Genomic DNA, 14,209 nt, shown 5'->3' with positions numbered 1-14,209 from the left:
TCTCGAATGAACCATTACCCGATCGGTGTTCCGTCAGGGAGCTTGAATTCTGGCTTTAACAGAACGACATCTCCCTTCTCGGGTACTCCTCCCAGAACCAATACCTCTGATTTAAACCCGGCTATACGGCGCGGAGGGAAATTGACCACGGCTATTACCTGCTGCCCGATGATATCCTCAGCCGTATATCTTCTGGTAATTTGTGCACTGGATGTCTTGATTCCAAGTTCCTGTCCAAAATCAATCTCAAGTTTAATGGCAGGCAGTTTGGCCTTTTCGAAAAACTCGGCTTTAACAATGGTCCCAACACGAATATCCAGCTTCAAAAAATCATCAATCGTTGCCATTTCACATTCACCTCATCAATTAGATCGATATTGAGCTGCTGCATAGTTTGAGGATTGCACCCAAAAATACATGCTCATGCCCAGCAACGTCATCGCCCCGCCTACGAACTGAAAGATAGAAATTGTTTCTCCCAAGATAAAAAAGGCAAGGATGATGGCTATAACAGGCTCTCCAATAATGCCTACCGAAACAGTAGTTGCACCTATGGATTTTAACAATAGATTAAATATAGATTGCCCAAATATTGTCGGGATGATTGCAAGTAACAAGAAATAGGTCCAATCCGAAGAGTCGTATTCGATCAAAGACATATGTTTGGATAGAGAGTAGACCAGCATGACGCTCCCGCCAATGAAAAAGACAATCACGCTGTATAAATTGGCGTCAATTTTGCGGCTTACCTTCTGCCCTGCCAGCATATATGCCGACACCAAAATGGTTCCCAGGAAAGATAATACATCTCCTATTAACGCTTCTCTCGAAACCCCGATGTCTCCCCAAGCTATTATCACTGAACCGAACAAAGCTGCTATTAAACAAAGTATGGTTAAGATGTTGCTCCGTTCTCTGAACATGAAGTATGAACCAATCATGACAAATAACGGCTGCAAGGACAAGATGACCATGGAGCTCGCAACGGAGGTATATACCAAGGATTCCATCCAGCACAAGAAGTGTAACCCGAGGAAGAGGCCGGCTAACAAGACGGTACGCCAATCTTTTGTGTTCATTCCTGAGGATCGGAGAGTCTTCCAGGATACAAAAGGAAGCATAATAATGACGGACAGATACAATCTGTACATTCCTGCGACAGAGGTTGGAGTATCCGAGGATTTGATCATGATGGAAGAGACCGAAACAGACAGTATGCTGATGAAGAGCAATATATACGGATGAAACGGTAACGACGATTTTTTCACTTTCACATGTACGCCTCCAGGATTCTTTCCATCCGTGCACAGGATTGGGCTAATCGATTGAAAAATCTGATATAATAATATCACCATTAATTTATAATTTGTGTAAATATATCTTTCATTTATATAGAAATATCGTCATGAGAAAGGAGCCTGCAGAAATGGAAAAGCAATTGCACGAGACTATTTCATATCCCGATGTTTCATTTCCATATATCATGTACACCCATACCATTCATGGAAGCATCCCAGAGGGTAGAGGATTTAACGATTTGCATTGGCATGAAGATTTGCAAATTACGCTGGTTACTACAGGAAAACTGGTTATACAAGTGAACGGGATTGATTATGAATTAGAGACAGGCCAAGCCATTTTTATTAACAAGGGCGTTCTTCATGTTACTACGAACCTGACAGCTAACGGTCAATATATCAGTTTTAATTTTCCCGAGAAGCTGCTGGCTTTCTATTCGGACAGTGCCATGGAACAAAATTATGTACGACCTTATACAGACTCTTCCTTGGTGTCATTGGTAATCAGGGGAGATGTGGAATGGGAAAGACAAGTACTGGAAATGCTGCGGGAGATGAAGACGAAATTTGATATGGAAAAAAGCTGGGGCTGGGAGTATGAGGCTTCGATCAAAACGGTTCAGCTATGGTTCACCTTAATTTCCAACATTTCGCTCTCTTCTGAAGAGGCGCCGAAATACTTGAAGCTGCAGCAAGAAAGACTTCAATTGATGCTCAGCTTCATCCACCAGAACTACTATAGTCCAATCACACTGCAAGAGATTGCTGATGCAGCGCATCTAAGCGTTTCGGAATGCACTCGCGGCTTTAAGAGAACCATCCATATGACCCCTTACGAATACTTGATTAAGTACCGGATTAAGAAAAGCTGCGAGCTATTATATTCAACAGACTATACAATAACCGAAATAGCCCATAGAGTGGGCTTCAATCATGCCAATCACTTTATTCAGTCTTTCAAAAAACATTATGATAGAACGCCGAAAGATTACCGGAAATTTAGAAATGAAATTAATGAATGAACTGACGGTGGGGATACCCTCTTGAATAGGAATCTGCCATGTTGATCAGTATGTCTTGTTATTCACCGACTCAATTACCCACCTCTTGAGCGCTGATTGTCTACAAGGAAAAATCAGTGGTGAGTGTGTCCGGAATAAAAGATAAAGTAATTGTAATTACAGGTGCAAGCAGCGGGATCGGTGAAGCAACTGCAATGCTGCTTGCCGAGAGAGGAGCCCGAGTCGTACTTGGTGCGCGCCGATTGGATCAGCTTGAAGCTATAGCCAGCCGCATTGAGAAGTCTGGCGGCAAGGCAGCTTATCTAGCCGCTGACGTGAAGCGGTCCGAAGACCTCTCAAACCTTGTCCAATTGGCATGCGAGAAATTTGGTAAGCTTGATGTTCTTGTCAACAATGTCGGTGTCATGCCAATGTCTCCCTTTGACGATCTGCGGGTCGAGGAATGGGAGGACATGATCGACATCAACATTAAAGGAGTCCTGTATGGGATAGCAGCAGGGCCAAACTCGAAGCTTATCAGAATATCGGCTTATCCCCCTACTCTATCGCTAGCGCTTTTGCGTTCGCAATTGAGCAACCAAATAATGTGGACGTCAGTGAAATAGTGGTCCGCCCCACAGCGCAAGGATATAGCATCTAAAACACATAGAAGTTCACAAGGAGCCTCGAAATGAGGCTCCTTTTCTCAATCTTTCCTTGCAATGCGGAACTGACCAGCATCCTATTGCAACAAGCTTTGGGCTGCCTGAATTAATTGTTCCTTGGTCAACGTTGTGGAATCGGACTGCACGTGGTAGATGATCGTTTGTGTTCCGCTTTCTTTGAGCCACATTACATCTTGTTGAATAGTGCTCTGACCGAACAGCGCCTGATCGTTCATCAAATAATGCGCAGTAACGCCGTTGATCGTTATATCCTCGTATTCCGTGTTAGGCGGTGCAGCCTGGAACAACTTAACGTCAGTGTCACCGTCGGCAACTTCCCAGGTTACGTAAATCGTGTCATTGGACGAATTCCGGTATACAGATGTATAGGGAACAATCGGCTGATCTGCGGATAATTCGGTTTTACGCCATAATACGCGGCTTCCCGTCTTTTGACTCTCGGCTTTCATCTCGTCCAGGAGCTGGTAAGCATCCGTCCCATAAATAATTCGATAGGGTGAAGCCTCCATGCCTTCCGCAAGCTTGAACATCCCCGGGAGGGATTCGGGTAACTTCTCCCCGATGTTATGCTGCTTCAGCGCTGCTCTCCATGCGTCCGGCTTCAAGGAAACCGGATTATTAATCCCGAAGACTACAGGTGATCCCTGGATCTTTAACTCATAGTCTTTCAAGTAGACAACTGCGGTGTCCCCAGGTGCCAATTTGGCTTTCACTTCCGCTAACGAACTGCGGATCTTCTCCACATCGGCCGCTTCCAAGTGGAGCTGTTGATCGGTTTGGTAGTTTACGGCCAACCGATCCTTATGATCCTCGAATAGGAGTTCGTTGCCCGCATATCCAAAACCGCAAACGACGAGCACGATGACGGCGATCCAAATGATTTTTGCTGTTTTCCCTTTTCTCAACATGAGACGTTCTCCCCTTTGTTTCACCACCAGCTGCCTGTATTCGGCCGCAATTCGGGCATCCAGGCCGGGAGGACACCTCCTGTTCTCAGAATCTCGCTTGAACTCTTCCACCAATTGCTGTTCAATAGACAAAGCCTTCCCCCTCCTTTCTCAATCCGAGATGCTCGAATCGTCGGCGCAAATGCTTAAGCGCTTGATGATGTCTGGATTTCACTGTGCCTAACGGCACCTTCAACAATTCGGCGATTTCCTCGAGTGTACAATCCTGGTAGTAGCGGAGGACGATCACTTCCCTGAATTTAAGCGGGAGCGTCTGCAGAATCGGAAGCAGATCCAGCCGATCACCCACTTCCTGTATTCGCCGCTCTTCTGTTTGATCGCTCGAATTAGAGATGCCTACTTTTAGCTTTTCCGCAATGCGAAACAGACGCCACTCTTTCCGCTTCCAGTTCCGAACCTGTCTCACAATCAAACCGTTAAACCATGAAGAGAAACTTCTCTTCGGATCGTACGAATGCAGACTTCGGAACAGCTCTACGTATACTTCGCTCATAATATCCGCAACGTCATGCTGATTCCGAGTGAGATAACCGATCAACCGGTATGCATGATCACGCGTCGATTCGTAAACGATTTGGAATGCTTCTTCATCCCCCTGTCTCATCCGGATAAGCAGTGGGGTCAAATCTATTTCCTTCATAGGGCCGGCCTCCAATCGGGTCTTACAATGGGTATTGGCTCTAAGGATAAAAAAAGGTTCATTTCATTATAAAATTATTCAATTACATGCTGTCTATAAAGAACAAACCACGCCCGCATAACAAAAGTTATGGGAGCGTGGTTTTATTGGCTTGCTTTATGAGTTCTTCAATTTAACAGGGAACAGCAGGTCCAGCTGATGCTCGTCGCTCTCCGGCCAATTGAGATGACAATGATATACATAGTTCAGATGTTCTTCCAATGACCCGCCCATGAACTCCCCGTTGTCAGCCAATAAATCGGGTTCATACTTCGGATTATCCTGGCATACCCAGTCGGACAAAAGTTTCCACTCATGAAAATTGCCGAGCGTTATGGTATGCGCCGCATACAGACCGCCAGAATACTGCTTCTTAAGAAGAGGTGCAGGAACCTCCATATCTTCAGGAATCGTAACCCACAGCTCATACCCATAATAGGGTCTTTCATGAGAAGGGTTCGGATGATTAAAACCAAAGACACGGGCATCCGGTTTGATCGAATAAAGCTGACTTCTCTGCAGGAATTCTGCCAATTGGTTGCCGGCATGCTCCTCCGGGTTCTCCCCTTCATAATGACTTGCCGCCACTGTGCCGGGCGGAACATGGACAATCCTTACATTATCGAGTACCTGTAATTGCTCCGCTGCTTTGTTCAGATCCTTCATTGACTTCTCCTCCTTCAAATCCAGGCATGTTAAGGATAAGGATTCAATTTCATGGAGCAGAGCCTCATCACACCAGATATCAGGCTTGATCTGGAGTACATTATTTCGTTCCAGCTCTTCGATAAGCTTCATCATGATTTCCTTGATCGTAGTCAAAGACTCGATCCGGCTTGCTGCTTGCTCTACCCTTTCCTTAAAAATGTCTATAGCGACAACAGCATCTTCATGGTCTAGAATGGTAGCTACCTGTCTTAGAGGCACACCTAACTTTCTTAATATCATGATCTGCCGGAGACGCTGTAAAGAAAGATCGTCGTATGTTCTGTACGCGTATCCTTCTTTTTTGGTACTCTCGATAAGCCCTAGCTGCTCATAATATCGGAGTGTTCGGGTCGTCACCTGAAACGATCTTGATACCTCGCTGATAGTCACAAGCTCCATGTTCCTCCTCCTTTCCTATACTTGAAGTGTAGAGGACGCCGCGACGTCAAAGTCAATAAGCATCCTGCAAAGCCATTTTGCAAGTAGTCCGTTATGCTTAAACCATGAAGCACCATCGAACGCCAAACTTATCGACAAATGAGACTGTATATACTTCGATAGCTTCAGAACAACCGTCATTTTTAATACTACCATATATTCACAATATCACTCATAGCCTCAACGCAAAAAGACCCTATTGCTAGGGTCTGGAATTATTGGTCCCGCTTGCGGACATTCCGGAGTCTAACCGTCTACTTGGCAAAAAGCTGCGCCGCGTCATCCAGCGCGATCCGGTGGCCCATTGCGGAATAATCGAGCCAGGCCGATCCGTTGACTACGTAGACATGATTATTTTGGACCGCCTTGAGGTTTTTCCAGATGGCGCTCTTCTGAAGCTCCTCGAAGTTCCCCTTGGCGGCAGTCCCGGTGCTGATAATAACGAAGATCGCATCGGCGTTGAAGTCCGGAAGCATCTCCTGCGAGATGACGGCGTAAGGCTCATCCTTGATCTGTTCGACTCCATCCGCCGGCTTCAGCCCCAAATCCTGATACAGCAGCGGACCCACCGGACGCTTCATGCCCATGACCCGCAGCTCTTTGGGCGTGGAACGGATTGCCATTACCTTCGCATCTGCTCCAAGCTTGCTCTTGATCAGCTCTCCAACCTCTGTTGCCTTGGCTTGGTACTCGCTGATAAAGGCCTTCGCTTCGTCCTGCTTGCCCACATACTCCGCCAGACGGTTCAGATGATCTCTCCAGGTCCCTTCGTCCATATCGATCGAGTAAGTGGGAGCGATCTTCTTCAGCTGAGGAATCGTATCCGCTCCGAGCGAGGAATCGGTATAGATGACATCGGGCTTCAGCGCGAGCACTGCCTCGAGGTCCGGATCGCTGATTACGCCAAGCTTGGCAGTGCCTTCAAGACGGTCGGCCACATGAGGCAGGAAGTCCTTGACATCGCCCCCGATCACCGAGCCGGCAGGCTTCAGCCCCAGCGCCAGCAGGTTATTCGTTATGTGAATCGACATGGAGGCGATTTTGGCGCCTTCGGCAGGCGGGGAAGCGGCGGCCGATGCTGCCGGAGAGGCGCTCCCCTCCGCTGCGGTTCCGGAGGAATTCGTTCCTGTTCCGCAGGCTGCAAGCCATAGGGCGGCCGAGACGGCAAGCGTCAACAGCAGCGTAGATCTCAGTTTGGTTATCATGATGTATGCTCCTTAAGTCTAGGATTTCGTTCTTAACAGCAAGTATAGAAAGTAGGGTCCGCTGATCGCGGCCACCACGACCCCTGCCGGAATTGCATTAGGCTGAAAAAGAGAGCGGCCGATCGTATCCGCCCCAACCAGCACAACGAGTCCCGTCAGAGCGGCAACCGGCAGAAAATGCCGGTGCTGCGGTCCTGCCAGCCGTCTGGCGATGTGGGGAGACACCAGGCCGATAAAGCCGATCCCGCCCGCCATCGAGGTGCTGGCGCAGGACAAGGCCACCGCCGCGGCCAGCAGCAGAAGTCGGCTGCGAAAGGCGCTGCTGCCAAGGCCTGCCGCCGTCTCATCGCCCAGCGTGAACAGATCGAGCGTCCGCGAGTGGTAGTACACGAGCGGCACAAGCACAGCGATCCAGGGCAGGAGCGCCCAGACGCTGAACCAGTCTCTTCCCCATATGCTTCCCGCAAGCCAGCGGGCTGCGAACGCATAGGTGTCTTCATCCAGCTTCAGCGACAAATACAGCGTCACCGCGCTGATTCCCGCTTCAACGGCGATGCCGACGAGAATGAGGCGGATCGGCGGCAGCCCTCTGTACCGGTCGTATGCCAGAAGCACAATCAGCAGCGCGACCAACGTCCCGCCCGCAAATGTGAACAGCGGAAGCATCAACGATACGAGGCCTTTCAGCGAATGGAAGAACGATACAAAGGCGACCAGCCCGAAGGCCGCTCCGGCATTCAGTCCGAGAATGCCCGGGTCCGCAAGCGCGTTCCGGGATACGCCCTGAAGGACCGCACCGGCGACGCCCAGCCCGATCCCGGCCAGGGCGGAGATCAGAATACGGGGGAGCCGATATTCAAACAGAATCAGGCGCTGGTCGGCTGTGCCGTAGCCCGTCAGCGTCCGCAGCACCTCGCCGGGCGACAGCCGGATAGAGCCGGTGTTCAGGCTGATCAGGATGACCGCGCAGGCCAGCAGCAGAAAAGCGAGGGACAGGACGAGCATCCTCCGGTTCCTCGCAGGAGCTTTCATCTCCATGCTAAAGCTCCCTCCCTTCCTTGCGGGCCAGGTACAGGAAGAATGGAACGCCGATTATAGCGACCATCGCCCCGATGGCGAACTCCCTGGGGGGATTGACGGTTCGTGCCGCCAGATCGGCAAGGACCAGCAGGATGGCCCCCAGCAGTGCGGACAGCGGCAGCACCTTGGCGAAGGTGACGCCGACAAGCCTGCGGGCAATGTGGGGCACGACCAGCCCCACGAAAGCGATGGAGCCAGCCGCCGATACTGCGGCTCCCGCCAGAAGCACGGCTGCTCCCATTCCGAGCAGCCGGACCCGGCTTGTACGGATTCCGAGTCCGGCCGCCGATTCTTCACCAAGCGACATGAGCGTAATAGAGCGGCTCATGAGCAGTGTCAGCAGGAGCGCGGGCACAATGACAGGCGCCAGCAGTCTGAGCTGGCTCCAGCCGATTCCCGCCACACCGCCTGCATACCAGAAGGCCAAATCCTGATTCAGCGCATAATAAATGGCGATTCCGGCGGTAACGGAATGCAGGATGGCTGAAATGACCGCGCCTGCAATGGTCAGCCGCAGCGAGGTAAGCCCTCCCGGAGTCAGCGAGGCGAGGCCTGTAATAGCCAGCGTACTGAGAGCCGCGCCGAGGAACGACAGCATCATTAATTGTATGTATGGCAGCCCCGGCCAGAAAGCGAAGCTGAGAGCCACCGCCATAGCTGCACCGGCATTGATTCCCAGCACACCGGAGTCTGCGAGGGGATTCCGGGTGACAGCCTGCATGATCGCTCCCGCCGCGCCGAAGGCCATACCGGATAATGCGGCTCCAAGCACTCTCGGCAGCCGCAAATCATGGATGATCTGATGGGAGGTCAGACGGTCGTCATAGGCAAAGATCGCCGTCCATACTGTCCGGAGGCTCAGCTCTTTCGCTCCGTATGAAGCGGCGAAACCAATCGAGAGGAGCAGAAGCGCAGCCGCAGAGATGAACCACAAGGCGGCGGCCCACCGTTTATGCTGCACACAAGCCACTTCCTTTGAACACAGATGAAAGGTAAGTATGAAAATGAGAATCAATTTCATTTACTGATAGTATAATAGTATATGGGACCGGACTTGTCCAGCCCCAGGCATCATCGTCTTCGGTTTCGGCATGATGGGCTATCGAAGCCTTAATGTTCGGGACGTTCGGGACGGCATATCTTTTCACGAAAAAAAGCCCGCTCCTTACGTCATCATCAATAACGTAAGAAGCGGGCTTGCCTATTCATTCATGTATGAGCAATGGAATCAGACCGTTTCCTCATCCCGGAGTGCATCGAGAATCTGCCGGGCCAGCTTGTCACCGATGGACAACGGCCGGAAATCCTCCACGCTGGCCTCCCGGATCTTCTTCAGCGAGCCGAAATGCTTCAGCAGCAGCTTCCGGCGCTTCTCGCCGATGCCCGGGATGGAATCCAGCCGGGAGGTCACCATCGATTTGCCGCGCTGCTCCCGGTGGAAGGTGATCGCGAAGCGATGCACCTCGTCCTGGATGCGCTGGAGGAGATAGAACTCCTCGCTGTCCCGGGCCAGGCGTACCGGCTCTGGCGGATCGCCGACCAGAAGCTCGGCGGTCTTGTGCTTGTCGTCCTTGACCAGCCCGCAGACCGGAATGAACAGGCCGAGCTCGTTCTCCAGAATGTCCACGGCGGCCGAAATCTGGCCGCGTCCGCCGTCCACGACGATCAGGTCGGGCTGCGGGAGGTCTTCCTTCAGCACGCGCTCATAGCGGCGGCGTATAACCTCGCGCATCGTCTCGTAATCGTCCGGGCCCTGCACCGTCCGCACCTTGTATTTGCGGTACTCTTTCTTGTCCGGCTTGCCGTCAATGAAGACCACCATGGCCGATACGGGGTTCGTGCCCTGAATGTTCGAGTTATCGAACGCCTCTATGCGGCTCAGGTTCTCGATGCCGAGGCTCTGGCCCAGGCTCTGCGCCGCTCCGGAGGTGCGTTCTTCGTCCCGCTCGATGAGGCGGAACTTCTCCTCCAGCGCCACGCGCCCGTTCTCACAGGCCATGCGCACCATTTTCTTCTTGAGGCCGCGTCTTGGCACAAGCACCTTGACGCCCAGCCATTCCTGCAGAGCCGCCGCTCCTCCGGCGGCATCGACCACGCCTTCGGCGGCGGCGTCCATGGCCTCGCCTGTGGTTGCGGCCGCTTCGTCCGCGGCCGTCTCGTCCTCCGCGTCATCCTCCGCGGAGAGCTCGGCGGCGGCTGCTGCGCCGCCGCTCAGCGCCGCGGTAGCCGCCGCGGCGTCTTCAGCAGGCTCCGGCGGCAGCACCGTCGCCGCGTCCTTGACCTCCAGCGCCTCAGGCAGGAGGATTTCCTGCGGCAGCGCCGGGTTGTCGCTGTAATACTGCGTCACGTAAGACATAAAGTCGCTGTACGCTTCCCCGTAGAACGGGAAGCTGGAGGAGTGGCGCTGGATCATTTTTCCCTGCCGCATATAGAGGATCTGCACGCACATCCAACCCTTGTCCACAGCATAGCCGAATACATCGCGGTCCTTCGTGTCTGTCGTGTTGATGTTCTGTTTCTCCATCAGGGCCTCGATGTGGATGATCTGATCCCGCAGTTCCTTCGCCCGCTCGAAATACAGCTCCTCGGCCGCCTCCTGCATCTTCTGCTGAAGATCCTTCTTGACCGCCTCATGCCCGCCTCCAAGGAACGTTGATATGTTCTGGATGATCTCGTCATATTCCGGCTTCTCCACTTCCTTCTCGCAGGGGGCGAGGCACTGGCCCATATGATAATACAGGCAGACCTCCTTCGGCAGCGTATTGCATTTGCGCAAGGGATACATCCGGTCGAGCAGCTTCTTCGTCTGCTGGGCCGCATAGCCGTTTGGATACGGTCCGAAATATTTCGCTTTGTCTTTAAGCACCCGTCGTGTCACTTCAAGGCGCGGATGGCGTTCATTCGTAATTTTGATATAGGGAAAAGTCTTGTCGTCCTTCAGCAGCACATTATAGCGCGGCATATGCTTCTTGATCAGGTTGCACTCCAGGATGAGTGCCTCCATGTTGCTGCCGGTCACAATGTACTCGAAGTCGCGGATGTCCGTAACGAGCCGCTGGGTTTTGCCGTTATGGCTGCCCGTAAAATAGGAGCGGACCCGGTTCTTCAGCACCTTCGCCTTGCCTACGTAAATAATGGTTCCTTCTTCGTTCTTCATCAGGTAGCATCCGGGCAAATCCGGCAGCAGCGCCAGCTTGTTGCGGATGTTATCGGTGTAGGTCAATGGTTTTCCCCTCCTCAATCCTCCCCACCGGGGAGGACTCCAAGGGCTCTGCCCTCTGGACACCCTAAATTGGCGAACGAGTGGCGGTTGAGCACCTGGGTAAATGACTGGCTGTGAATCAAGCGGTCCTTCTCGCCCGCCGCCCTGCCGGGCGGTGGGCTCGGGACACTTTCATGCGGCGCTCCTGCTGTGGCGTAATCGCATACGACGCGCTTCCCCGCCGCTCTCCCTTCGGGAATCGCTCTGCTTCGGCGCAGTGGGCGTGCTTTGCTCTGCACACGCGCTTTCCCGCCGCTCTCCCTTCGGGAATCGCTCTACTTCGGCGCGCGGGTGGGCGACGTTTTGCTCTGCATTCGCGCTTCCCCGCCGCTCTCCCTTCGGGAATCGCTCTACTTCGGCGCGGGTGGGCGTGCTTTACTCTGCATTCGCGCTTCCCCGCCGCTCTCCCTTCGGGAATCGCTCTGCTTCGGCACGGGTGAGCGTGCTTTGCTCAGCACACGCGCTTCCCCGCCGCTCTCCCTTCGAGAATCACTCTACTTCGGCGCGGGTGAGCGTGCTTTGCTCAGCACACGCGCTTCCCCGCCGCTCTCCCTTCGGGAATCGCTCTACTTCGGCGCGGGTGAGCGTGCTTTGCTCGGCACTCGTACTTCCCCGCCGCTCTCCCTTCGGGAATCGCTCTACTTCGGCACGCGGGTGGGCAACGTTTTGCTCAGCACTCGCGCTTCCCCGCCGCTCTCCCTTCGGGAATCGCTCTACTTCGGCGCGGGTGGGCGTGCTTTACTCTGCATTCGCGCTTCCCCGCCGCTCTCCCTTCGGGAATCGCTCTGCTTCGGCACGGGTGAGCGTGCTTTGCTCAGCACACGCGCTTCCCCGCCGCTCTCCCTTCGAGAATCACTCTACTTCGGCGCGGGTGAGCGTGCTTTGCTCAGCACACGCGCTTCCCCGCCGCTCTCCCTTCGGGAATCGCTCTACTTCGGCGCGGGTGGGCGTGCTTTTCTCAGCACTCGCGTTCCCCGCGCTCTCCCTTCGGGAATCGCTCTACTTCGGGGATCGCCTGCTTCCATAGCGCACAAAGCGCCTCCGGTATGAACCGGAGGCGCTGGATGGGCGCAGGGCCCGGACATGCGGCGGTTTATTGATTATTGATGTTTAGCGACGATGTTCTTGAGGGATTCCTTGGAGTTCAGTCCGACTACTTTATCGACAGGCTGGCCGTCTTTAAAGAAGATCAGCGTAGGAATGCTCATCACGCCGAATTTGGAAGCCGTTTCCGGGTTCTCGTCTACATTCAATTTGGCGATTTTAAGGCTGTCGCCCAGTTCGCTGGACAGTTCGTCCAGAATAGGAGCCAGCATTTTGCAAGGACCACACCAAGGGGCCCAAAAGTCCACGACTACAGTACCTTCGCCTGTTTGGACTTCGTTATTAAAGGTTTGGTCAGACACGTTCACGATTGCCATGATAAGTTCCTCCTTAAATGGTAGTGACAGCCCATGCCCGGTTTCAAAACCCTTCACATATCAGCAATACGGGCGGTCTTCAGGAATTCCGTAAGACAACGAACTGCTCTATATATGCCGGTGTTCTGCGCCGTAGCGGATGGAACTGCCCGTTCTATGCAGTTGCGGACCCGCAATCGACTTGCGGTCATCCGGTATTGAAGAAAGCCGGTATTGTGAACTGCAGTCATGTAAGTATGATAACCAGATTGCCATTTACCGACACATAATCAGTATAACATAATTTGATCCAATATGTGAAATGTCACATCTTTTTGAAAAAGATATGGTTGCACCTTCCACTACTGGATTTGACAGGCGTCATATGGGAATGGCGACGGTGATAACCGGTTTATTTTTTCATTAAGGCTATGATCAAGTCTCGGATAAAATAAACAAAGCCAGGCCCGGAAGACAGACCTGCCTTTGTGGATGGTTGTGTTTTATCAGGAGCGCGGCAGGCCCCGCTGATTGTCCCCGACCAGTTGCACCACCTCGACATACGGCGAGATCCGGTTCATCAGACGCTGGCCTTTATGCATCTCCTCGCCGTCCTTGCTCGTGAAGCTGAGATGCTTCTCCAGGCCTTCCAGCGGATAGTTGGACGTGTAAAACGTCGGTTTGCGTTCCATCCGGTAATTAAGGATCGGCCCCAACACATGATCACGCGCCCAGGGGTTGAGGTTCTCTGCGCCGATATCGTCGAAGATCAGCAGATCGCAGTTCTTCAGCGTATCGACCGTCTCCTTCAGCTTGGCTCCGTCCGTCATCATCGATTTCAGCTCTTCGATGAAATCCGGCATGTAGACAATGACGCCGCTATGTCCCGCAACGGCAAGTTCGTGAAGCAGATAGCACATCATGAATGTCTTGCCCGTCCCGAAAGAGCCGTACAGGTACAGGCCGCGCGCAGACAAGCCGTTCTCCTTGACGTTCTCGATATACTGAAACAATCGCCCTACCGCCGGAGCGCGGCGCGAATCCTTGCCCATAATCTCAATCTCGTCATAACCTTCGTTCAGCACCCGCTCGTCGACATAGAAGCTGGTGATCCGGCGTCGAATCCGCTCCTGGCTGTCTCTGGCGATCTGAAGCTGACAGGCGGTCTTCCGTTCATACAGATCCGGGAATCCCCCGGCCGTTTCCACGGTCAGCTTGCTGTAATGCCCCTGGAAATCATTGGGGCACTTGTCAAGCCCGGGACAGCTCGCGCAATTCCGGGCCTCCTCCACATATTGATACAGGCGGGGCAGATGCAGCCTCAGCCTGGATTCGTCCAGTTCGGGATGCTCGGCTCTCAGCCGAAGCACCAATTCATGGTTCAGAAGCTCACGTTCCAGATCCCTTGACCGCAGGCGTACAGCGGGATTACTCATCGAACGAAGCACTTCGCCCATCGATTCCATCCCCACACACCTCTCTTT

General features: G+C 53.0%; 14 protein-coding genes and 1 pseudogene. 3 read left to right on the top strand and 12 right to left on the bottom strand.

Annotated features, from left to right (window positions below; translation table 11 throughout):
- Positions 1 to 14: 14 nt before the first annotated feature.
- Together csaA and KIH86_RS28180 are read right to left on the bottom strand one after the other, a co-directional pair.
- A complete protein-coding gene (gene csaA / locus KIH86_RS28185) occupies positions 15 to 347 on the bottom strand; it encodes a chaperone CsaA (RefSeq protein WP_223083185.1) in 333 nt (110 codons plus the stop codon).
- Between the two features lie 15 nt (positions 348 to 362).
- Complete coding sequence (locus KIH86_RS28180) at positions 363 to 1,190, bottom strand: DMT family transporter (protein WP_235775667.1); 828 nt, start codon at positions 1,188 to 1,190, stop codon at positions 363 to 365.
- A 236-nt stretch (positions 1,191 to 1,426) separates the two neighbouring features.
- On the opposite strand from KIH86_RS28180, the gene KIH86_RS28175 reads away from it, so the two are divergent.
- Together KIH86_RS28175 and KIH86_RS28170 are read left to right on the top strand one after the other, a co-directional pair.
- Positions 1,427 to 2,320, top strand: a complete 894-nt coding sequence (locus KIH86_RS28175) for an AraC family transcriptional regulator (protein WP_223083187.1) — start codon at positions 1,427 to 1,429, stop codon at positions 2,318 to 2,320.
- A 125-nt stretch (positions 2,321 to 2,445) separates the two neighbouring features.
- Positions 2,446 to 2,817, top strand: a pseudogene (locus KIH86_RS28170) (SDR family oxidoreductase); the annotation flags it as partial.
- Positions 2,818 to 3,041: 224 nt separating this feature from the next.
- On the opposite strand, the gene KIH86_RS28165 reads toward KIH86_RS28170, so the two are convergent.
- The 8 genes from KIH86_RS28165 to KIH86_RS28130 all read right to left on the bottom strand — a co-directional run bounded on the left by KIH86_RS28165 (position 3,042) and on the right by KIH86_RS28130 (position 11,564).
- Positions 3,042 to 4,025, bottom strand: a complete 984-nt coding sequence (locus KIH86_RS28165) for a hypothetical protein (protein ID WP_223083188.1) — start codon at positions 4,023 to 4,025, stop codon at positions 3,042 to 3,044.
- The gene (locus tag KIH86_RS28160; RefSeq protein ID WP_223083189.1) at positions 4,015 to 4,593 is read right to left on the bottom strand and encodes a sigma-70 family RNA polymerase sigma factor; all 579 of its coding nucleotides are present in this window, start codon (positions 4,591 to 4,593) and stop codon (positions 4,015 to 4,017) included. Before KIH86_RS28160 ends, KIH86_RS28165 begins: the two co-directional genes overlap by 11 nt.
- A 156-nt stretch (positions 4,594 to 4,749) precedes the next feature.
- On the bottom strand, positions 4,750 to 5,739 hold the full coding sequence (locus tag KIH86_RS28155) for a MerR family transcriptional regulator (RefSeq protein ID WP_223083190.1): 990 nt from the start codon (positions 5,737 to 5,739) through the stop codon (positions 4,750 to 4,752).
- A gap of 293 nt (positions 5,740 to 6,032) precedes the next feature.
- Positions 6,033 to 6,983, bottom strand: a complete 951-nt coding sequence (locus KIH86_RS28150; RefSeq protein WP_223083191.1) for an iron-hydroxamate ABC transporter substrate-binding protein — start codon at positions 6,981 to 6,983, stop codon at positions 6,033 to 6,035.
- Positions 6,984 to 7,001: 18 nt separating this feature from the next.
- A complete protein-coding gene (locus tag KIH86_RS28145; protein WP_407672373.1) occupies positions 7,002 to 8,015 on the bottom strand; it encodes a FecCD family ABC transporter permease in 1,014 nt (337 codons plus the stop codon).
- A gap of 7 nt (positions 8,016 to 8,022) precedes the next feature.
- Positions 8,023 to 9,024, bottom strand: coding sequence for a FecCD family ABC transporter permease (locus tag KIH86_RS28140; RefSeq protein ID WP_235775646.1), 1,002 nt, complete (start codon positions 9,022 to 9,024; stop codon positions 8,023 to 8,025).
- Positions 9,025 to 9,291: 267 nt separating this feature from the next.
- A complete protein-coding gene (gene uvrC, locus KIH86_RS28135; RefSeq protein ID WP_223083194.1) occupies positions 9,292 to 11,286 on the bottom strand; it encodes an excinuclease ABC subunit UvrC in 1,995 nt (664 codons plus the stop codon).
- Positions 11,287 to 11,300: 14 nt separating this feature from the next.
- Positions 11,301 to 11,564, bottom strand: coding sequence for a hypothetical protein (locus KIH86_RS28130; protein WP_223083195.1), 264 nt, complete (start codon positions 11,562 to 11,564; stop codon positions 11,301 to 11,303).
- A gap of 52 nt (positions 11,565 to 11,616) precedes the next feature.
- Here KIH86_RS28130 and KIH86_RS28125 point away from each other — a divergent pair, with 52 nt between their 5' ends.
- Positions 11,617 to 12,375 (top strand): hypothetical protein, encoded by a 759-nt coding sequence (locus tag KIH86_RS28125; protein ID WP_223110783.1) that lies wholly within the window; start codon positions 11,617 to 11,619, stop codon positions 12,373 to 12,375.
- Between the two features lie 50 nt (positions 12,376 to 12,425).
- Here KIH86_RS28125 and trxA read toward each other — a convergent pair whose 3' ends face one another.
- A complete protein-coding gene (gene trxA, locus KIH86_RS28120) occupies positions 12,426 to 12,746 on the bottom strand; it encodes a thioredoxin (protein ID WP_038698395.1) in 321 nt (106 codons plus the stop codon).
- A 485-nt stretch (positions 12,747 to 13,231) separates the two neighbouring features.
- The gene (gene dnaI, locus KIH86_RS28115) at positions 13,232 to 14,191 is read right to left on the bottom strand and encodes a primosomal protein DnaI (protein WP_223083197.1); all 960 of its coding nucleotides are present in this window, start codon (positions 14,189 to 14,191) and stop codon (positions 13,232 to 13,234) included.
- Between the last annotated feature and the right edge of the window lie 18 nt (positions 14,192 to 14,209).

Source organism: Paenibacillus sinensis (genome assembly GCF_019904155.1).
Classification (GTDB): domain Bacteria; phylum Bacillota; class Bacilli; order Paenibacillales; family Paenibacillaceae; genus Paenibacillus_AQ; species Paenibacillus_AQ sinensis.
The sequence above is the reverse complement of the archived record's forward strand: the minus strand, read 5'-3'. Positions and strand labels throughout refer to the sequence as shown.